The sequence below is a fragment of the Mesorhizobium sp. WSM4832 genome (assembly GCF_055811115.1).
In genome coordinates, this window is sequence record NZ_JBVVQH010000008.1 from 29,565 (window position 1) to 49,127 (window position 19,563).

The 19,563-nt window shown below is 63.7% G+C and carries 22 protein-coding genes and 1 pseudogene; 14 read left to right on the top strand and 9 right to left on the bottom strand.

All coding sequences use genetic code 11. The features are described 5' to 3' along the window. Positions 1–44: 44 nt before the first annotated feature. Both AC0L2L_RS13185 and AC0L2L_RS13190 read right to left on the bottom strand, forming a co-directional pair. Entirely contained in the window at positions 45–209 is a 165-nt protein-coding gene (locus tag AC0L2L_RS13185; RefSeq protein WP_018429836.1) for a DUF1328 domain-containing protein, read from the bottom strand. Positions 210–379: 170 nt separating this feature from the next. Next, a complete protein-coding gene (locus AC0L2L_RS13190) occupies positions 380–1,174 on the bottom strand; it encodes a response regulator (protein ID WP_473578924.1) in 795 nt (264 codons plus the stop codon). A 219-nt stretch (positions 1,175–1,393) separates the two neighbouring features. On the opposite strand from AC0L2L_RS13190, the gene AC0L2L_RS13195 reads away from it, so the two are divergent. Together AC0L2L_RS13195 and AC0L2L_RS13200 are read left to right on the top strand one after the other, a co-directional pair. Then, positions 1,394–1,597, top strand: coding sequence for a NepR family anti-sigma factor (locus tag AC0L2L_RS13195; protein ID WP_027166585.1), 204 nt, complete (start codon positions 1,394–1,396; stop codon positions 1,595–1,597). A gap of 3 nt (positions 1,598–1,600) precedes the next feature. Next, the gene (locus tag AC0L2L_RS13200) at positions 1,601–2,152 is read left to right on the top strand and encodes an RNA polymerase sigma factor (RefSeq protein ID WP_027166584.1); all 552 of its coding nucleotides are present in this window, start codon (positions 1,601–1,603) and stop codon (positions 2,150–2,152) included. Between the two features lie 40 nt (positions 2,153–2,192). On the opposite strand, the gene AC0L2L_RS13205 is transcribed toward AC0L2L_RS13200, so the two are convergent. Continuing rightward, positions 2,193–2,573 (bottom strand): response regulator, encoded by a 381-nt coding sequence (locus AC0L2L_RS13205; protein WP_473578925.1) that lies wholly within the window; start codon positions 2,571–2,573, stop codon positions 2,193–2,195. Positions 2,574–2,752: 179 nt separating this feature from the next. Here AC0L2L_RS13205 and AC0L2L_RS13210 point away from each other — a divergent pair. The 4 genes and pseudogenes from AC0L2L_RS13210 to AC0L2L_RS13225 all read left to right on the top strand — a co-directional run. Beyond that, positions 2,753–2,923, top strand: a pseudogene (locus tag AC0L2L_RS13210) (Crp/Fnr family transcriptional regulator); the annotation flags it as partial. A 140-nt stretch (positions 2,924–3,063) separates the two neighbouring features. Then, on the top strand, positions 3,064–3,390 hold the full coding sequence (locus AC0L2L_RS13215; RefSeq protein WP_473578926.1) for an ElaB/YgaM/YqjD family protein: 327 nt from the start codon (positions 3,064–3,066) through the stop codon (positions 3,388–3,390). Positions 3,391–3,396: 6 nt separating this feature from the next. Continuing rightward, positions 3,397–3,861, top strand: coding sequence for a phage holin family protein (locus AC0L2L_RS13220; RefSeq protein WP_473578927.1), 465 nt, complete (start codon positions 3,397–3,399; stop codon positions 3,859–3,861). Positions 3,862–3,969: 108 nt separating this feature from the next. Then, the gene (locus AC0L2L_RS13225) at positions 3,970–4,173 is read left to right on the top strand and encodes a hypothetical protein (RefSeq protein ID WP_473579208.1); all 204 of its coding nucleotides are present in this window, start codon (positions 3,970–3,972) and stop codon (positions 4,171–4,173) included. Positions 4,174–4,178: 5 nt separating this feature from the next. Here the strand turns inward: AC0L2L_RS13225 and AC0L2L_RS13230 are convergent, their stop codons facing one another. Further along, positions 4,179–5,099 (bottom strand): diacylglycerol/lipid kinase family protein, encoded by a 921-nt coding sequence (locus AC0L2L_RS13230; RefSeq protein WP_473578929.1) that lies wholly within the window; start codon positions 5,097–5,099, stop codon positions 4,179–4,181. 244 nt (positions 5,100–5,343) lie between these two features. On the opposite strand from AC0L2L_RS13230, the gene AC0L2L_RS13235 reads away from it, so the two are divergent. Further along, on the top strand, positions 5,344–6,708 hold the full coding sequence (locus AC0L2L_RS13235) for a PRC-barrel domain-containing protein (RefSeq protein ID WP_473578931.1): 1,365 nt from the start codon (positions 5,344–5,346) through the stop codon (positions 6,706–6,708). 69 nt (positions 6,709–6,777) lie between these two features. Here the strand turns inward: AC0L2L_RS13235 and AC0L2L_RS13240 are convergent, their stop codons facing one another. Next, positions 6,778–8,340 (bottom strand): alkaline phosphatase family protein, encoded by a 1,563-nt coding sequence (locus AC0L2L_RS13240; RefSeq protein WP_473578933.1) that lies wholly within the window; start codon positions 8,338–8,340, stop codon positions 6,778–6,780. Between the two features lie 213 nt (positions 8,341–8,553). On the opposite strand from AC0L2L_RS13240, the gene AC0L2L_RS13245 reads away from it, so the two are divergent. From AC0L2L_RS13245 to AC0L2L_RS13260, 4 genes are all read left to right on the top strand, one after another. Further along, positions 8,554–9,486: a VOC family protein gene (locus tag AC0L2L_RS13245; protein WP_473578935.1), complete on the top strand. Its 933-nt coding sequence runs from the start codon at positions 8,554–8,556 to the stop codon at positions 9,484–9,486. Between the two features lie 4 nt (positions 9,487–9,490). Then, positions 9,491–10,129, top strand: a complete 639-nt coding sequence (locus AC0L2L_RS13250; protein WP_473578937.1) for an alpha/beta hydrolase — start codon at positions 9,491–9,493, stop codon at positions 10,127–10,129. After that, positions 10,122–10,421, top strand: coding sequence for a GNAT family N-acetyltransferase (locus AC0L2L_RS13255; RefSeq protein WP_027166574.1), 300 nt, complete (start codon positions 10,122–10,124; stop codon positions 10,419–10,421). The genes AC0L2L_RS13250 and AC0L2L_RS13255 overlap by 8 nt, the downstream gene beginning before the upstream one ends. A 138-nt stretch (positions 10,422–10,559) precedes the next feature. Beyond that, positions 10,560–11,618 (top strand): dipeptidase, encoded by a 1,059-nt coding sequence (locus tag AC0L2L_RS13260; RefSeq protein ID WP_473578939.1) that lies wholly within the window; start codon positions 10,560–10,562, stop codon positions 11,616–11,618. 282 nt (positions 11,619–11,900) lie between these two features. On the opposite strand, the gene AC0L2L_RS13265 is transcribed toward AC0L2L_RS13260, so the two are convergent. The 4 genes from AC0L2L_RS13265 to AC0L2L_RS13280 are packed head-to-tail and all read right to left on the bottom strand — an operon-like array spanning position 11,901 to position 16,632. Beyond that, complete coding sequence (locus tag AC0L2L_RS13265) at positions 11,901–12,158, bottom strand: hypothetical protein (RefSeq protein WP_473578941.1); 258 nt, start codon at positions 12,156–12,158, stop codon at positions 11,901–11,903. 2 nt (positions 12,159–12,160) lie between these two features. After that, positions 12,161–13,399, bottom strand: a complete 1,239-nt coding sequence (locus AC0L2L_RS13270) for an aminomethyl transferase family protein (RefSeq protein ID WP_473578942.1) — start codon at positions 13,397–13,399, stop codon at positions 12,161–12,163. Between the two features lie 52 nt (positions 13,400–13,451). Next, the gene (locus tag AC0L2L_RS13275) at positions 13,452–15,026 is read right to left on the bottom strand and encodes a phytoene desaturase family protein (protein WP_473578944.1); all 1,575 of its coding nucleotides are present in this window, start codon (positions 15,024–15,026) and stop codon (positions 13,452–13,454) included. Further along, positions 15,013–16,632, bottom strand: coding sequence for a phytoene desaturase family protein (locus AC0L2L_RS13280; RefSeq protein WP_473578946.1), 1,620 nt, complete (start codon positions 16,630–16,632; stop codon positions 15,013–15,015). Before AC0L2L_RS13280 ends, AC0L2L_RS13275 begins: the two co-directional genes overlap by 14 nt. A 265-nt stretch (positions 16,633–16,897) precedes the next feature. On the opposite strand from AC0L2L_RS13280, the gene AC0L2L_RS13285 reads away from it, so the two are divergent. The 3 genes from AC0L2L_RS13285 (at position 16,898) to AC0L2L_RS13295 (ending at position 19,533) form a co-directional block, all read left to right on the top strand. Beyond that, entirely contained in the window at positions 16,898–17,692 is a 795-nt protein-coding gene (locus AC0L2L_RS13285) for a class I SAM-dependent methyltransferase (RefSeq protein WP_473578948.1), read from the top strand. Positions 17,693–17,698: 6 nt separating this feature from the next. After that, the gene (gene betI / locus AC0L2L_RS13290; protein WP_473578950.1) at positions 17,699–18,385 is read left to right on the top strand and encodes a transcriptional regulator BetI; all 687 of its coding nucleotides are present in this window, start codon (positions 17,699–17,701) and stop codon (positions 18,383–18,385) included. 65 nt (positions 18,386–18,450) lie between these two features. Further along, positions 18,451–19,533, top strand: coding sequence for an ABC transporter substrate-binding protein (locus AC0L2L_RS13295; protein WP_473578951.1), 1,083 nt, complete (start codon positions 18,451–18,453; stop codon positions 19,531–19,533). The last annotated feature ends 30 nt before the right edge of the window (positions 19,534–19,563 follow it).

Here is a 19,563-nt window from a genome sequence, read left to right on the forward strand (position 1 = left end):
GGTGGCTGGAAACCGTTTGAGGGGTGCGGCTTCCAGTGTTGCGGTCAGGCTCTCCTGAAGAGACCTGCGATGAGCGAAATCACCAGGAAGGCGAGGAAGATGAAGAACAGGATCTGCGCAATGCCTGCCGATGTGCCGGCGATGCCGCCGAACCCAAGCGCGCCGGCGATAATCGCAACTACGAGGAACACGAGCGCCCAATACAGCATAATGCGTCTCCTTCTTATGTCGGGAAAAGAACGTGGCTCGGTGTCGTTTGTTCCACCATTTGCTGAAAAAGACGATCCCCTTGAAAGGGCTTTTCAGGCCGCAAACAGACAAGCGTCACACGGAGCGCGAAGGCCTCGCGTGACGCCCAAGGTCTGGGCTGCGGAAGGGATCAGGCGGCGGCTTTGGCCTGCCGGTCGAAGAACAGGGCCTGGCTGATCAACGCCTTGACCATGTCGGGATTGAAGGGCTTGGTGACCAGGAAGGCCGGCTCGGGGCGCTCGCCGGTCAGCAGACGCTCGGGGAAGGCAGTGATGAAAATCACTGGCACCGGCGTCGAGGACAAAATCTCGTTGACGGCTTCGATGCCCGAGCTGCCGTCGGCGAGCTGGATGTCGGCCAGAACCATTTTCGGCCGTGTCTTGCCGAACATAGCCACCGCTTCGGCATGCGTGCGCGCCGTGCCAACGACGCGGTGGCCGAGGCTTTCGACCATCTCCTCAATGTCCATGGCAATCAGCGGCTCGTCCTCGATGATCAGCACGTCGGTCGCGATCTGCCGGGAAATCTCGTTGCTTGCCTGGGCAAGCAACTGCGAGAACTCATCCTCGTCGACATCGAGAATTTCCGCCGCCTCGTCCTCGCTGAAGCCCTCGACGGCAACGAGAAGGAAAGCCTGCCTCGGCAGGGGCGCGATCGCGTTCAGGTTGGCCGCGGCCCGCTGTTCCCAAGCGGTCTGTGCCTGTTCCTGCGGCACGCGGATGGCCACGGACGTGAACAGCCTGGCGAAAACCTTGTATAGCGCTATACGGTCGCTGGAGGCTTCGGGGAAGATGTTGGTATCGGCTATGATGGCTTCCAGCATCGCGGCGACCAGCGCATCACCGCTCTCCTGCGATCCCGATACAGCGCGCGAGAAGCGGCGCAGGAACGGAAGATGCGGGGCGATGGTTGCGGACAAACTCATTGTTACGTCTCCCTCAGATGACGTTGAACATTCAAGGCCACACTGATTGCCAGCCCCAAAAAATCAAACGCCGGCTTTCAGAAAAAGTTCCGCAGGCTCTGGAACTAAATTAGCACGCCGGCGTTTGGGGGTCTCGGGATGGGCAACCAGACGAGGGTTCCGCTTGCGTTGGGGTTTGCAGTCGAAGAGCGGTTTCGGGTGCTGGAAACTAGGGCTAGTATGAAAGAAATGTCAAAGAAACGGATGGCTGATGCCGCAAGCAGGCATCGGAACGGGGATGGCAACCCGCTTGGAGCAAACTCCGAAATCGCCCGCAAGCTCAAGCAATATTATGACGAGTTGGTCTCGGACCGTGTGCCGGACCGCTTCGCTCAGTTGCTCAGCCAACTGGAACAAACCGAACCTGCCCAGAAAAAGGACTGAGGCATGGCGGCGGTATCCCAAAGCTTCAAGACCGAGCTGCTCGGTGCGATCCCGAGCCTGCGTGCTTTCGCCGTGTCGCTGACGCAGAATGCCGACCGGGCCGACGACCTCGTCCAGGAAACGCTGGTCAAGGCTTGGGACAAGCATGAGAGTTTCCAGCCGGGCACCAACCTCAAGGCCTGGCTGTTCACCATACTGCGCAACGAATTCTATTCGCAGATGCGCAAGCGCGGCCGCGAAGTGCAAGACAGCGACGGCATCATGACAGCCAGGCTCGCCGTTCACCCGGCCCAGCACGGCCAGCTCGACCTCAAGGATTTCCGCGGCGCGCTCGAGCAACTGCCCGAGGACCAGCGCGAAGCCATCATCCTGATCGGCGCTTCTGGCTTTTCCTACGAGGAAGCCGCCGAAATCTGCGGCTGCGCGGTCGGCACGATCAAGAGCCGTGTCAGTCGGGCACGCACAAGGCTGCAGGAGATCCTCAAGATTTCCGGCGAGGACGAATTCGGGCCCGACGCGATCTCGGCGCAGGTGACGGGTTCCAACGCGGCGTGAGCCGAATCATCACCCTTGGTGCTTGCTGGGGCGATTGTCGTCAGGTTGGGGCAACCCGGCCGCATGCCGCCGCGACGGCCTCGATCAGATCCTCGCCTGAATATGGCTTGGTCAACAGCCGAATGTCCGGGAACGAACTCCTCAATTCGTCTGGATCCGAATAGCCGGAGGCGAATACGAACGGCACACCCTCGTTGCGCAACCCCGCGGCGAAATCCAGGGTCGAGACTGCGCCGAGCATCAGATCGACAATAGCTGCGTCGAAGCGGGAAGGCAGCGCCTGCTCGTCGATCTCCGCCAGCTCGCGCGCGATCGTCACATCCGCGGCGCCGTGGTCCCGGCAAAGCTGCTCGAGATCCATCGCGATCAGGATCTCGTCTTCCAGGACGAGGATACGGAGTCCGTCAAGCAATGCTGGCACTTATGGGTGTCTCCTCGGCAGGGCCGCACTCATGCGCGGAATCTGCCAACGTGTCATTTAAAAAAGACATGGGCGTGACGCCCGGTAAAAAGACATGGGCGTGACGCCCGGCGGAACCCGTACCGGTCTCAAGCGTTCCTATGCGCCCATCAGGGCAGGGATTTCGAAGAGGGGTCGAAATGTCCGGCCAAAGCACACATTCCGTCGCCAGTCGTCAATACTCTTGCGAAAAGTGCCCACTGCGACCGTTGCCCGCCTTTCGCGAATTCGACAAGCAGGAATTGTCATTTATAAGCACCTTCAAGCGTGGTGAATTGGCAGTCGACAAGGGGGCGACCGCGCCGCTCGAACGTGCCGCCTATCTCGTCGCCTTCTTCGCCAGCCGGGCTCGCCGCGCCGGCGCAGGCCGCTGAACCAGGGCATTTGACCGAGCCCGGAACCTTGGCCCCGGACGCACGTTGAAACCGAAGCAAACCCAAGGAGTTAGAGAATGGCAACCGCTGCCGGCAAATCCGCGACGAACGAAGCAACCACCGCCGAACTCGAGGCCGATATCGAGCAGCTGAAAGCGGATATCCAGAAACTCACCGAGCAACTCGCCAAGACGGGTCAACACGGCTATGGAGCGGCTCGTCGCGCCGCTGCGGATGGCGTCGAACAATTGCGCGCGCAGGGCGAAGCTGCATTCGAGAGCGTGCGGGGAAGCGCCGAGGATATAGAAGCGCAGCTGATCGCCAAGGTGCGCGAGAAGCCGGTGACGTCGCTGGCGATCGCGGCAGGCGTCGGCTTCCTCTTCGCCCTTCTTTCCCGCCGCTAGCCTCAGATGGGGGCGCTTGTCTCGTTGATCTCGGCCCTTGCCTCGGGCGAGGCCATGGCGGCTCTGCAAAGAGCGCGGATGGCGGCAATCCTTTACGGGCTTGCCGCCATTTTTGCCCTGTGCGGCGTCGGCTTCCTCATCGGCGCAGCCTATATCTGGCTGGCGGCGCGCTACGGGCCGCTGGCGACCAGTCTCGGCTTCGGCATCGGGTTCCTGGTGGTTGCCGGGCTCATTCTTGTCGTTCACAAGCTGACGGCCAGTATGCGCAGCAGGCGGCGGGCCAGACGGCGCCAGGCCGACATGACGGCGGTGGGCATCGCCGCGGCGCTTGCCCTGCTTCCGGCGCTTGCCAAGAGCAAGGGCGGATTGGGAGCCGTTGTCGCGCCCGCCCTGGCGGTCGTCGCCTATGCCATCTATCGGGAGAACGCCAAACCCACGCCACCCAGGCCGGACCCGGAAGAGATGTCTTAGGCTCAAATTTTCGGGATCGCTGATCCCCTCCACCGGGTTCGGAACCTTCCGAAACAGAACCCGTTACCCGCCTGAGGCGCCCGCCGCAGCGCGATATGGAGGCCGATGGTGACCAAGATCGTACCAGAAGACAAAGCGCGCCAAGGACATTGGGGCTGGCATGCCCTCAGAATCCTCGTCGCCGGGCTGCTGCTCGCCTTCATCGCGTGGGGGGCAGTCGAGATTTATGGAGAGCTGATCAAGTCGCCGGCGACGCAGCAGGCGGTGCCCGAAGCGCCGCCCGCGGCTCAGAAACCCGTCCAGGGCGGCTGACCTCATCATGCCGCTTGCGCCTGCGCATTGCTTGCCGGAACGAGCACCTTTAGCGCACCGGGGTGAATTTCAATCGTCGTTTCGCGCTCGAGCCTGATCAATTCGCCATCCAGGACAGCGCTGAACTTCCTGATCGGCGAGTGGATTTTCAGCACAGCCTTGCCAGCCTGATGAACTTCGACATGCGCGCTCTGGCGCAGCCTGCCGCGCAGCATGTCCAGCAGCAGCTTGGCGAGGTGGTGACGCCGGCGCGCGACGCTGACATAGATGCCGAGCACGCCGCCGGCCGGGTTGTCTGCATAGGGCAGATGGCCTTCGCCGAACAGATTGTTGGAGATGCCGATGCCGGACGTGCGGGTGACGATCTCGGCCTTGCCGACAGTCAGGCTCACCTTGAGCGCGGGCGGGTTCTTGATCGTTGCCCATGCGGCACGAATGGAAGCCCGCATTTTTCCAAGGCGCGAACCGAAATCCATGGCCTCGCGAAGCTGAACCATCTTGGCATGCATGCCGACCGAGAACTGATGCACGAAAGGCCGGCCGTTGGCGCTCGCCATATCGACGGCGATCACCTCGCCATCGGCGAAAGACTTCAACGCAGCCTCCAGGGTTTGCGGAATGCCGAGGCCGCGCGCGAAGAGGTTCATCGTACCGGCCGGCAGAATGGCCAAGGCTTTTTTCTTGTTCATGAGAAGAGAGGCGGCCGTGGAAATCGTGCCGTCGCCGCCGCCGGCGAGGATGACGTCGACGCGCCGCTTCGCAATGGCCTTTTCCAACGCCGCGGCGATGTCACGACCGGCGACGATTTCGATCTGAACGGAATGTCCGGCAGCTTCGAGTATCTGACGCAGCTGATCGGAAAAAGCCTGGATGTCGATGGTGCGGAGCATGCCGCTGTCCTGGTTCAGCACCGCAGCAAACCGCATACACGCTCCGTGTCGTTTTCGGCACCTAGGGCTGAATGACGCCTCAGCCGAAGGCTGAAACGAAAGTGCCGGCGCAAAGGTTCCCCGGGAGCCGGGATCAGAGCGGCGGGGCCGGCGGGGCGTTTGGGAACAACGTCAACGGTCACAACGTTGTGAAGCTGTCGACAATGGCGCTTCCGACCGGCCGATCCGAGGCCTGGGCGGCAGGCGTCATGCACGAAATCAGGCACGAGGAGAGACCGTCATGATCCGCACTCTTTTTGCGACAACAGCGCTTGCAACGCTGCTTGCAACCGGCGCTTTTGCGCAGACGACAACGCCCGCCCCCGCGCAGGCCCCCGCAGCCGAAAACCCGGCCCCGGTCATGCGCGCCGATGGCGCGCTGATGACCAACATTATCGGCGAGTCCGTCTATAACGGCACCGGCGACGATGCCCAGGACATCGGCAAGGTCGACGATGTCGTCTTCGATTCCGCCGGCAAGGCGAAGTCCGCCATTATCGGGGTCGGAGGCTTTCTTGGCGTCGGCACGAAGGACGTCGCCTTCGACTACAGCAAGCTGGAGTGGGCCGAGAAGAACGGCGACCGCTGGCTGGTGGCGAAGACCACCAAGGATGAGCTGAACGCTTCGCCGGCGTTCGATCGCAGGCCTTACGATCCGCCGCCGGCGCAGTCGGCCGACGCTACACAGCCCGCCGGCAACACGACTGCAACTCAGGCCCCGGCGGCCGCACCGGCCGAACCGGTGAAGAAGGCGGAAGGCAACCTCGCCACCAACATCATGGGCGAGTCGGTCTATAACGGCACCGCGGACGATGCCCAGAAGATCGGCGACGTGAAGGACATCGTGCTTGCCAAGGACGGCAAGGCCGACTCGCTGGTGATCGGCGTCGGCGGTTTCCTCGGCATCGGCACGAAGAATGTCACTTACGACTTCGCCAAAGCACAATGGGCGGAGAAGAACGGTGACCGCTGGCTGGTGGCCGAGACGACGAAGGAGGCGCTGCAGGCGCAGCCCGACTTCAACCGCAAGGCCTATGATCCGGCTCCCGGGTCGACGGCGGCCGCGAACAATGCGCCGGTCAAGACCACGCCCGCGGTGGCCTCTTCGGACACGACCTCCGACAAGGGCGCCAAGCCGGCTCAGCCAGCCCAATCGACGGCTGAGAACAAGCCTGCGACGCCGCCCGCTTCGAGCACGGCTGAGAACAAGCCTGCCGACAACGGCACCGCCGCCACCGACCAGACCAAGACCGCGTCCATCGACAAGTCGACGCTGACCGAAATGCCGATGGGCAACATCCGCGGCGACGATCTCAAGGGCACGACGGTTTATGGGGCGAACGACGCCGAAATCGGCTCGATCGGCGACGTCGTGCTGACGCCCGACAACAAGCCCGACGCGGTGATCGTCGATGTTGGCGGCTTCCTCGGCGTTGGCGCCAAGGAAGTGGCGCTCGGCATGGACAAGCTCAAATTCATGACCGACAAGAACGGCAAGAAATATCTCTACACCAACTTCACCAAGGAACAGCTGCAGGCGCAGACGGCCTATGACAAGAGCAGTTATGCCGCGAAGCGGGATCAGCAGCGGATGGTGTTGAAGTAAGGGAATAGGGCAGTAGGGCAGTAGGGCAGTAGGGCAGTAGCAGGGCTCTGAGCATACTGCCTTACTGCCCTACTCCCTTACTGCCCTACTCACATATCCCACCACGCCATCATCCGTCAGTTCCGCCAGCGCCAGCGACTGGTCCAGATGAGCGGCGCGCCAGGCGAGCATCCTCTCGGCGAGTTCCAGCCGCATCGGCAGATAGGCCGGATCGTCAGCCGCATTGTTCAGCTCGCCCGGGTCTTTCGACAGGTCGAAGAGAAGCGGCGGCAGGCGGCCGCCGAAATGCACGTATTTGAAGTCCGCCGTGCGGATGACGGCGAGGTTGCAGGCGCGCGATCCGATGCCGAAATGGCGCTCGGCTTCGCCATCGGCGATTGAGCGGAAATCGAATTCCCAATGCGCTGCATCACGCCAGGTTTCCGGCTGGTTGCCGTCGATCCATGGCGCCAGCGACCTGCCGTCGAGATGCGGCTCCGGCGCGGCGCCGATCAGATCGAGCAAGGTCGGGAAGATGTCGACGGCCTCGGTGAAGCGGTCAACGGATGCGCCGGCGGCGGCGCTTCGGCGCGGATCGCGAATGATCAGCGGAATATGGTAGCTGGCATCGAAGAAGCCGCCTTTGCCGAGCATGAAATGGTCGCCCATCATCTCGGCATGGTCTGAGGTGAGCACGATGACGGTGTCGTCCCAGGCGCCGGCTGATTTGATCGCTTGCCAGACGCGGCCGAGTTGCGCGTCGACCTCGGAGATCATGCCATAATAGATCGCGCGGATGCGGCGGAAGTTCTCCTCGCTCCAATCCGGCACTTTGCCCTCGATGCCGGGGACGAATTTTCTCCTCTTCTGCCTGGCGAGATCGTAGGCGAGGTAGGGGTGGCTCCCGGCTTCGGCCTGCCAGCTTGCCGCGCGCTTGAAAGCGGGACCTTCAGCCGGGTCGTACATGGAGTTGTAGGGTTCCGGCACGATGAAGGGCGGGTGCGGGCTGATGAGCGAGATGTGCGCGAACCATGACGCGCTTTTCTCCTGCTCGCCAAGCCAGCGGATGAATTCGCCGGTCAAGAACGCGGTCGGCGTCTGGTCTTTTGAATAGACCGGCGGCCCGTTGGTCAGGTCGCCTTTGGCCTGCCCGCCTGCGGGACGATGGATATCCGGGCTGCCGCCGCTTGTATCGATGCCTTGCGCTCGCAGCCATGACAGCCATTGCGTCTGGTGCTCCGGCAAGGACTGGCGCACGGTGAAGCCGGGCAGCACGCCTTCATAGCTGCGCAGACGCGGATCCCCGGCCGCAAGCTGGCGCGGATCGAGCGAGACATCGGTGTAGCCGAACAAGGTCGGGTCGTAGCCCGCCGCGCGCGCCGAAAGCGCAATGTTGCCGTGGCGAGCATCGAGCGGCGTGCCGTTGCGGCAGACGCGATTGTTCATCTGGTAGAGCCCGGTGTAAAGGCAGGCGCGGGCCGGCGAGCAAGGCGCGGCTCCGCCATAGTGGCGCCGGAAGAGCACGCCTTCGGCGGCGAGCGCATCCACATTCGGCGTCTTTACCACCGGATGGCCGGCGGCCGACAGGCAATCGCCACGCCACTGGTCGCAAGTGATGAGGAGAACATTCGGGCGGCTCGGCGAATCGTCCAAGATTGTCTCCCTGCGAAAGCGCCCAGATGGAACGGAAAATCACTGCGTTGCAAGCCGACGCTGGTGATAGTTCGGTGAACATATTTAGGCGGTCGTTCACTTTTATAAAACAGTCCATTCTGTGTTTGCCCGCTTTGCCGTTGGCCGGGCTATCCTCATATTGGGGTGGAGAGCGGCGAGGGCCGCATAAAGAACAAGGGAAGGGGCATAATCATGCTCAATCAGATCAAGGGGCTGCATCACGTCACTTCGATGGCCAGCGACGCACGCCGCAACAATGAGTTCTTCACGAAAAAGCTCGGCCTGCGCCGGGTCAAGAAGACGGTCAATTTCGACGCGCCGGATGTCTACCATCTCTATTATGCCGACGAGATCGGCACGCCGGGCTCGGTGATGACTTATTTCCCGTTTCCCGATATCGCCCGGGGCCGGCATGGCGTCGGCGAAGTCGGCGCCACGGTCTTCTCGGTGCCGGAAGGCACGCTCGCCTATTGGGAAAAGCGCTTCACCGACGAGGGCGTGGGCAATGCTGCCCGCGGCGAAAGTTTTGGCGAACAGCGGCTCACCTTCACCGGTCCCGATGGCGACAGCTTTGCGCTCGTCGAGGACAAGGCCGACAGCAGGGCGCCCTGGGTCAAGGGCGGAGTTCCCGGCGACGAGGCGATCCGCGGCTTTCATTCGGTTTCGCTGCGCCTGAAGGATGGCGGCGCCACCGAGGAGCTCTTGAAGTTCATGGGCTATGAGGAAGTCGACAAATCCGGCAATATCCGCCGGCTTGCGATCAAGAACGGCAACGGCGCCGATGTCGTCGACATCGAATCGCTGCCGGGCGCCGGCTTTGCCAATCTCGGCGCCGGCTCGGTGCATCACGTCGCCTTCGCGGTCGAGGACCGCGCCAGGCAGCTCGAGGTGCGCAAGGCGCTGGTCGACACGGGTTATGGCGTGACGCCGGTCATCGATCGCGACTACTTCTGGGCGATCTATTTCCGCACGCCGGGAGGCGTTCTGTTCGAGGTGTCGACCAACGAGCCGGGCTTCGACCGCGACGAGGACACTGCGCATCTCGGCGAGGCGCTGAAGCTGCCGACGCAGCACCAGCATCTGAGGCCCTATCTCGAACAGCACCTGCAGAAGCTGGAGGACTAAGGCCATGAGCAAGGACGCTTACATCCACAAGGTGCTGCCCGGTTCGCCGGGCAGTCCGCTGCTCTTCGTCTTCCACGGCACCGGCGCGGACGAGAATCAGCTTCTTGGTTTCGGCCGTGAGCTTCTCCCTTCGGCGACGATCATCTCGCCGCGCGGCGACGTGTCGGAGCAAGGCGCTGCCCGCTTCTTCCGCCGCACCGGCGAGGGCGTCTACGACATGGACGACCTGGCGCGCGCGACATCGAAGATGGCGGGCTTCGTCAAGGCGCATGTCGAGGCGGCAAAACCGCCGGCGGTGTTCGGCCTCGGCTACTCCAACGGCGCCAACATCCTGGCGTCGGTGGTGTTCGCCGAGCCCGGCCTGTTCGATGCCACGGCGCTGATGCATCCGCTGATCCCGTTCGAGCCTCAAGTGCAGGGAAGCCTTGCCGGCCGCCACATCCTGATCACGGCAGGCAGGCGCGATCCGATCTGCCCGCCCAATCTGACGTCGCGGCTCGAGGCCTATTTGCGCGCCGACGGCGCCGATGTCACAGTGGAATGGCACGACGGCGGGCATGAGGTTCGGCCAAACGAAATCGCGGCGGCGCAGCGGCTCTTTGCTCCGGCGCCCGCTGCCGAAGGAGGCAAGATCAATGGCTGACCAGCTGCCCGAGATCGAACTGGAGGACCGCGGCTCCAAGGGGCGCTACGTGCTGCGCGGACCCGGCGGCGCCGAGGCCGAGATGACCTTCACCAAGATCGGCGAGCATCAGCTGATCATCGACCACACCGAGGTGCCGGACGTCTTTCGCGGCCAAGGCGCCGGGCTTCGGCTCGTCACCCGCGCGGTCGAGGATGCGCGCGCCGCCGGCAAGAAGATCATCCCGCTCTGCCCCTTCGCCAACGCCCAGTTCCGTCGCCATCCGGAATGGGCGGATGTGCTGAAGCAGTGAGTTCTTTCCTTCTCCCCTTGTGGGAGAAGGAAAAGCGCTGGCCTGGCATTTGCGCCGCCCGGCCATCTTGCCTAAGTTGACGGTTCGCTCGGACGAAACTTGTTGTCCCGCCCGTCACCGATTTGAATGGCTCCCCCGATGACCGATACCGATTTGATCCCCGTTTTCGACGGACATAACGACACGCTGCTTCGGCTCTACCAGTCGAAGGGAGCGGACGTTGAAAAGCTGTTCATCGAGGGAACGCCGGGCGGCCATATCGACCTGCCGCGCGCCAGGAAGGGCGGCTTTGCCGGCGGCATGTTCGCGATCTTTCCGCCGCCGGTCGAAAAGAGCAAACGCAGCGCGGTACCGCCGGCGCCGAGCGACAATGAGCCCCTGCCGCCGGAATTGCCGCAGGCCGAGGCGATCACCTCGACCATCGGCATGGCCTCGATCCTGTTCCGGCTGGAGCGCGCCGGGGCGCTGACCGTCTGCCGCAGCGCCGGCGATGTGCGCGACGCGATGGCGAAGGGCTCGATCGCGGCGGTGTTCCATATCGAAGGCGTCGAGGCGATCGATCCCGAGCTTGCCATGCTCGACGTGCTGCACGCCGCCGGCCTGCGTTCGCTGGGCATTGTCTGGAGCCGCCCGAATGCTTTCGGCAGCGGCGTGCCGTTCCGCTTTCCCTCGTCGCCGGACACCGGTCCCGGCCTCACCGATGCCGGCAAGGCGCTGGTCAAGGCCTGCAACAAGCTCAGGATCATGATCGACCTCTCGCATCTCAACGAGAAGGGGTTTCGCGACGTGGCCGATCTTAGCGATGCGCCGCTGGTCGCCACCCATTCCAACGTGCATGCGATCTGCGGCCATTCGCGCAATTTGACCGACTGGCAGCTTGGCGCGATCCGCGAGACCGGCGGCATGGTCGGCCTGAATTTCGCCACCGGCTTCCTGCGCGAGGACGGCCGCATGAACGCCGACACCAGTATCGATATCATGGTGCGCCACATCGACTCGCTGTTGCAGGCGCTGGGCGAAGACGGCGTCGGGCTAGGCTCGGATTTCGACGGCGCCATGATCCCGGCCCCTATCGGCGACGTCGCCGGCCTGCCCAAGCTCATCGACGCGCTCGCCGCGCGCGGTTTCGGCCGCGCGCTGATCGAGAAGATCGCTTATCGGAACTGGCTGAGTGTGCTTGAGCGGACGATCGGATAGGCACCCGTGTGAAGGGACGAGCTCGCGCTTTTCGCTTCGTCATTCTAGGGCGAAGCAGGAGCGAAGCTCCGTCGCGAAGACCCTAGAATCCATGCCGTTACCTCGGTCGAAGGACGCGGCGGAGCAGATTCTGGACCGCGGCAACGCGTTGAAGTCACGGCATGGATTCTAGGGTCTGCGCCGCGTCGCTTCGCTCCTTGCTCCGCCCTAGAATGACGATTGCGCGGTACCCCCTTCGCGGTGCCGCCACCGATGCCCTGCTATCCGCGTACGCCCGTGTGCCTAACCACCCATCCGCCGCAGCCATTCCTTGCCGACGCCGCGGTCGCGGATGATCGGCAGGGGATTTTCCGCATCGAGCCGGGCGCAGATGCGATAGACCTCCAGCGTCTCGGCGTTCATCTCGCCGCGCTTGTAGAAGTACATCGCCGCGGCATAGCGGGTGCGGCCGGACCACATCTCGCCGAGCGGGGTGTTGACCAGCGCCCACTGCTCGGCCGCTTCCGCCTCGGCTTCCAGGTTCTCGGCACCGCTTGCCATGGTCAAAAGTCCGCCGGCGGGTTGGCGGTGCGGCGGTCGAGCTTGACGAAGGGCCGCGGCACGACTTTCGCCCGCTTCATCAGCTTCTGGTACTGCAACTCGCGCATGGCGTAAATCTCGACCCAGAGGTCGTCGGCGATCGTGTCGCCATAGGGTCGCTGCAGCGAGGCAAGCGCGATGTTGCGCTTGGCCATGGGCGACCACATCGCCGCGCTCACCAGCCCGACCTCCTGACTCCGGCGGTAGTAGACGATGGCGTGCTCGGCCGGAATGTTGCCTTCGATCTCCAGCCCGACCAGCACATGGCGGAGCTTTTTCTTCGCCCGGGCTTCGAGGATGGCGCGGCGGCCGTTGAAGTGTCCTTTTTCCGGATCGATCATGAAGCCGAGGCCGATCTCGTCGGGCATGCGCAGCCGATCGGTGCGGATGGCATGCTCGGAAGTGGTGAAGTCGGCATTGGCGACGATCAGTCCGGCTTCCAGACGGGCGCGGTTCAGCGCCGTGTAGCCGATGGCTCGGATGCCGCGCGGCTCGCCCGCCGCCATCAGCCGGTCCCATAGGCTCAGCGCCTTGTCGGTCGGCGCGAACAGTTCGTAACCGAGATCGCCGGTGAAGCCGGTGCGCGAGATGGTGACCGAAGCGCCGTCATGCGGGAACTCGGCAAGGTCGAACACCTTCAGCCGCTCGATGCCTGCGAAACCGGCGTCGCGCAGGATGGCGAAGGATGTCGGGCCTTGCAGCGCCAGCCCAGCGACGGCTTCGGTTTCTTCCTTGACGCTCACCTCATACCGAAAGGCACTGTCAAGCAGCCAGGGCAGATGCCGTTCCTGCGAGCACAGCCGGAAGCGTGTCGGCGAGAGACGAAACAGGGTGCCGTCATCGAGCACGAAACCGTCGTCGTCGCACCATGCGGTGTAGTGGACCCGGCCGGGCTTGAGCCTGGTCACGTCGCGCAAGGTGACGCGGTCGAGATAGGCTTCGGCGTCTGGACCCTCAATCCGGTATTTGGTCATCGGCGAGATGTCGAACAGCGCCGCCTGGCTGCGGATGGCGAAATATTCGAGTTCCTCGTCCCATAGCGAATGGGGCGCGCGATAGCCGGCCCAGCTGTACCAGTCCTGCTTGAACCCCAGCGCGTCGATGCGCGGCTGGAACGGTGTGCCGAGCCGCAGCGTGCGGAAGTGGGATTGCGCGAGAGTGCGGGCGTCGGTTGACGACTTGATGGTGGGGTGATGGTTCACGACGGCGTTCCTTCGCCGTAGAGCGCGGTTTTAGCGATTTGCAAAAACATATCTATGCCCTCATCGCAATAATACGCCGCGCGGCGTTGAGGCCGGGCGCGCCTGAGATGCCGCCGCCCGGATGCGAGCCCGCGCCGGCAAGGAACAGTCCTTCGAGCGGCGTGTCGTAGCCCGACCAGCAGGAGACCGGCCGCGACATCAGCATCTGGTCGGCCTGCAACTCGCCATGGTGCCAGTGGCCGCCGGGGATACGGTAGCGTGTCTCGATATCGGCCGGCGTCAGAAGCTCTGCGTGGCGCACCGTCACGCCGATGCCCGGCGCGTAGGCTTCGAGCTGCGCCATGATCGCCTTGAGGAATTGCGGCTTGCCGGCGCTCCAGCCTTCTTTCAGCGCATAGGGCGCGTATTGCACCACCGCGGAGAGCACGCAGGCGCCGGACGGTGCGAGCGAGGCATCGATCAGGCTGGGCAGCGTGATCTCCATCATCGGCTCGGGCGAGAACTCGCCATATTTCGACGGGTTGAAGGCGCGCTCGACATGGTCGGGCGAAGGCGCAATGACGAGGCGGCCCTTGTGGCCGGCGGCGTCGACGCCGGTGAATTGCGGCGGCCGGTCGAGCGCCAGATGCAGTTTCGCCGCATCGCCCTTCATGCGGATGTTCTTGACCTTGCGGACGAAGCCAATATCGACCTCGCGCGGACCGACCAGATCGAGGATCGTCGTTGCAGGATTGATCGCGGAGACGACGGTCTTTGCCCGTAACATTTCGCCGCTTTGCGTGACGACGCCGACGGCGCGGCCTTTTTCGACGATGACCTTGGCGACCGGCGATGCCTGGCGAATAGAAACGCCGGCCTTTTCGGCTGCCGCGCGGATGGCGGCGACGATGGTGCCCATGCCGCCTTTCGGCTGCATCTGCGCGCCGGCGAGGCCGCCGATCTCGCCGGCCAGCCGGTAGTAGAGACCGAGCAGCGACGTCGGCGAGCGCGGGCCGAGATGCGAACCGAGCGTGGCGTCGAAAGCGAGCAGGCCCTTCAGCCGGTCGTCGGAGAGCTGCTCGTCGAGCAGGTCATAGACGTTCATCAGAAGCACACGCAGGAAGTCGCGCATGTCTTCCTTGCCGAGCTTCTTCAGCGCCAGCGCCGTCTGGCCGAGGCCCGTCATTTCAGCGAGCGACATGCCGGCAAGGTCGGGCGGCTGGCGCGACAGGAACGGCTTCAGGATACCGGCGTAACGCAGCAGCTGCGCGCGCAACTCCTTCCAGGCGGATTGTTCCGAAGGGCTGGCGCCGGCCAGCACCTCGCCATAGGCGCCGTGCAGCACCAGCGGACCGTCCTTCGACAGCGCCACCGAGGGCACGAAATCGCCACGCTCGACCTTAAGCCCGTGGCGCTCCAGCTCCAGCGTCTTCGTGACATCGGGATGCAGGCGATTGAGCAGATGCGCGACCGTGGAAACGCGAAAACCGGGCGCGAATTCCTCGGTGCGCGCCGCGCCGCCGACCTCGTTGCCGGCCTCGAGCAGCAGCACCTTGCGGCCGGATTTGGCCAGCGTGGCGGCGGCGACCAGGCCGTTATGGCCGCCGCCGATGACGATGGCGTCCCAGTTCAAATCAGATGACGTCATGGGCCGGGCTCATATGCAGGGTTGGCTTGGCGAGATCGCGCAGGATCTCGGCGGCGGCGTTGCGTCCGGGCGCGCCCATCACGCCGCCGCCCGGATGGGTGGAGGAGCCGCACATATAGAGCCCGCCAACCGGCGAGCGGTATTGCGCGTAGCCCGGCACCGGGCGGTTGAACAGCAGCTGGTCGAAGGTGAGCTCGCCTTGGAAGATGTTGCCCTCGGTGAGACCGACCTCGGCCTCGATCTCGCGCGGCGTGCGCACTTCCATATGAACGATGCGGTCGCGAAAGCCCGGCGAATATCCGGCGATCTGGGAGATCACGCTTTCGGCGAAGCCGTCGCGGTCGGCATCAGTCCAGTCGCGCCCGTCGATCTTGGGCGGCGCGTACTGCACGAAGCAGCTCATGAAATGCTTGCCGGGCGGCGCCATAGTCGGGTCGAGCGTGGTCGGGATCATCATGTCGAGGAAGGGATCGGCCGACCAGCGCCCGGCCTTCCAGTCGTCATAGGCGCGCTCCATGCGCTCGATGGAATCGGTGAAATGCATGTCGGCGCGGTAGACCGGCGAATCCTTCGGCAGGGCCGGGAACTCGGGCAGCGAATCCAGCGCGATGTTGACCTTGCCGGACGAGCCGCGGATCTTGAAGTTCCTGACACGGCGCAGGAAGATGTCGGGCAGTTCCTTCTCCTCGACCAGCTTGAGGAAGGTGCGCTTGACGTCGGCATTGGAGATGACGAGCTTGCCATGGATCTCCTCGCCGCCGGCCAGCACGACGCCCCTGGCCTTGCCGTTCCTGACCAGCACATGGTCGACCTCGGCGCCGGTGCGGATGGTGCCGCCGGAGGCCTTGAAGGAGGCGGCCAGCGCCTTGGTGACGGCGCCCATGCCGCCGCGCGCATAGCCCCAGGCGCCGACCGAGCCATCGACCTCGCCCATATAGTGGTGGAGGAGCACATAGGCCGTGCCGGGCGACATGGGCCCAAGCGCCGTGCCGATGATGCCGGAAAGCGCGAAGTTCGCCTTGATGACGTCGGTCTCGAAATATTCGTCGAGGAAGTCCGAAATCGACATCGTCCAGAAGCGCAGGGTCAGCGCCATCTCCTCGGCCGAGAGCCCGGCGAACTTCTTGCCGAGATAGAGCAGTTCGCCGAGGTCGCGCGGCCTGAAGCTGGTCGGGTCGGGCGCGGTGCGCATCAGCAGCGGCTGGATGAAGCGGCACTGTCTTGTGACGTCGCGCGAATAGCGGTCATAGGCCTCGGCGTCGCGTTTGGAAAAGCGCGCGAACTCGCGTCGATGCGCGTCGTGATCGCGGTAGTTTGCAAGGTAGTCGCCGTCGCGCGTGAACACCGCGCCGCCTTCATAGGAGATCACCTGCAGGCCGAAGCGCGGCAGCTCCAGGTCGCGCATGATCTCGGGCCGGAACAGCGAGCAGACATAGGAGCAGTTGGAATAAAGGAAGCCCGGCGTCAGCTCGCGGCTGGTGGCCGCGCCGCCGACCCAGTCGTTCTTCTCGACCACCAGCACATCCAAGCCGGCGCGTTGCAGGTAGCAGGCGTTGACCAGCCCGTTGTGGCCACCACCGATGACAATCGCGTCCCATGCCTTCATACGCGCTGAACCTCCATTCGGGCTGCCTATCTTCTTGTTTTCACGCAATTCCGGACGGCAACCGCTTCACACTTTCCTGGAATTGCTCGGTGCGTTTTGTTCCCCGATTGCCGGAATTTGGCACGGATCACAGTTTTTTGTCCAGCCATATTGAATGAATGTTCAACAAATGGTGTTGCGTTTTCCCGTTGATGCGGTAGGCTTTGCACACATTTCTGGCCTGAATCACCAAACGGGCCCACATCGGCATTGGGGCTAGGATCCGATGATCGAAACGGCTGACGCCGAGCCGGAATATGATGACACCGCCATCCGCTTCCTCGAAGCGCTCTGGGGCGACGGCTACCTGTCGCCGGGCGGTCCCGACGAGGTCGACCGCGTGGTCGAAGGCCTTTCGCTCAAGGGCAAGACGATCCTCGATATCGGCTGCGGCGCCGGCGGCATCACGCTGCATCTGGTTGCCCGGCACAATGCGGCTCGGGCCACCGGCTTCGACGTCGAAAAACCGGTGATCGAGACGGCGCGGCGAGGGGCGGCAAGGCAAGGCCTCGAGGATCGCGTCAGCTTCGTCCAGGCGCCGCCTGGACCGCTGCCTTTCGCCGCCGCTTCCTTCGATGTCGTCTTCTCCAAGGACGCGCTGCTGCATGTGCCCGACAAGGACGCGCTGTTTGCCGAGATCTTCCGTGTGCTGAAGCCGGGCGGCGTCTTTGCCGCGTCCAACTGGATGATCTCGCATGATGGCGAGCCGTCGCCTGAGATGAAGGCCTATATCGCGGCCGAGGGGCTGTCCTTCGCCATGGCCTCGCCGGAGCGCTACGCCGAAGCAATGCGGCGCGCCGGCTTTGCCGACATCACGGTCCGCGACCGCAATCAATGGTACCGCGAGGTCGCGCGCGAAGAGCTGTCGCGGCTCAAGGGGCCGCTCTACCGCGGAGCCGCCGCGGCGGTCGGCGTGGCCTATGTCGACAAGAACATCAAGACCTGGGAGGCGATGCAGAAGGTTCTTGACAGTGGCGAGCACCGTCCCACTCATCTGCGCGGTTGGAAGCCGGTTGGATAGCCGGCGATGCTGGAGACCGTCACGCCCATGAAGACTGCAGAGGCCACCGACAACGCCGCTGAATCGGCGCAGAAAGGCGACGCCGAAAAGCGCGGCCGCAAGGCCTCGAAAGAGGTCAGGCAGCTGCAGCTGATCGAGGCGACGATCGATTCACTGGCCAAGCGCGGCTATGCCGAAACGACGATGGCGGATGTCGCCGACGGCGCGGGTCTGTCGCGCGGCATCGTCAACTTCCATTTCGAGAGCAAGGAAAAGCTGCTGATCGCTACGCTGCAGCACATGTATGACGAGTATTCGGCGCATTGGCGCACCGCCTTGCAAAAGGCCGGCGACGATCCGGCGAGACAGCTGCAGCAACTGGTGTGGGCCGATTTCGACCGTTCGATCTGCAACAAGCGCAAGCTCGCCGCCTGGCTCGCCTTCTGGGGCGAGGCCAAGTCGCGGCCGACCTACCAGGCGCTGAGCAGCTCGCGCGACGCCTATTACCAGCAGGTCTTCATCGACCTTTGCACGACGCTCAAGCAAAGCGGCTCCTACGCCTTTGACCCGCAGGTCATGGCGCTGGCGCTCAGCGCAATGCTCGAGGGCTTGTGGCTGCGGCTGATGATGGGGACCGAGGACACCACGCGAGAGACCGCATTCCAGGCGGCGAACGCGTTTTTGGCCGCCGCCTTCCCGAAACACTATGGCTAGCAACAGCCGGGTTTAGCAACAGCCGGCCAAACAAGACCGGCAAGACCAAAAGAGGATGGAACAGCATGAAAAAACTCAGCCGACGCCTGACTTTGACTTTGGCGCTTGGCGGCGCGCTCGCGGCCTCGGCGGCAGCGTTCGCCGTCGCCGCCGACAAGGACCTGGTCGTGTTCGACTGGTCCGGCTACGAGGATCCGAGCTTCCATGGCAAATATGTCGAGAAGAACGGCGACTCGCCGACCTTCGCCTTCTTCGGCGACGAGGACGAGGCCTTCGAAAAGATCCGCTCCGGCTTCAAGTCCGATCTCGGCCATCCCTGCTCGCAGAGCGTGGTGAAGTGGCGCGAGGCGGGCTTGCTGCAGCCGCTCGACACCTCCAAGATCTCCGGGTGGAAGGACCTCAATCCCGGCATCATGGCGATGAAGGACCTCGCCACGACCCCCGACGGCAAGGCGTGGTTCATGCCGTGGGATTGGGGCGATACCCAGCTCACCTACAACTCCGACAAGATCGCCGAAAAGGACGTGCAGTCGCTGAAGGTGTTCGCCGATCCGAAATACAAGGGCAGGGTCTCGATCGGCGATAATGTCGACGACGCCTACGCGCTGGCCAGCCTCGCCATCGGGCTCAAGGACTGGACCAAGATGACGGACGAGCAATTCAAGCAGGCGTCCGACTTCCTGCGCCAGGTGCACAAGAATGTGCGTTCCTACTGGACCGACACCACCGACATCGTCCAGCTGCTCTCCGGCGGCGAAGTCGACCTCGCCTGGGCCTGGAACGACGCCACTGTGCAGTCGGTCGCCGCGGGCGTGCCGATCAAGTCCAGGAAGGACACCGACGAGGGCATCTCGACCTGGGTGTGCGGCTACGTGCTGTTCAAGGACGCGCCCGGCAATGTCGACAAGGCCTATGACTACCTCAACGCCGTCAACGATCCCGAAGTCGCCAAGACGCTGGTCAAGGACTGGGGCTACGGCCAGGCCAATGCCAAGGGCATGGCCGGCGTCGACCCAGCGATGCTGAAGGAAAAGGGCTATGACAACGTGGAAAAATGGGTGGACAAGACGCTGTTCCAGCAGCCGCTGCCCTCGGAGCTCAAGCTCAAGATGATCGCCGAATTCGAGAAGATCAAAGCCGGCTATTGAGCTTTGCCCCAAGACCCGCCTGCTTCCCCT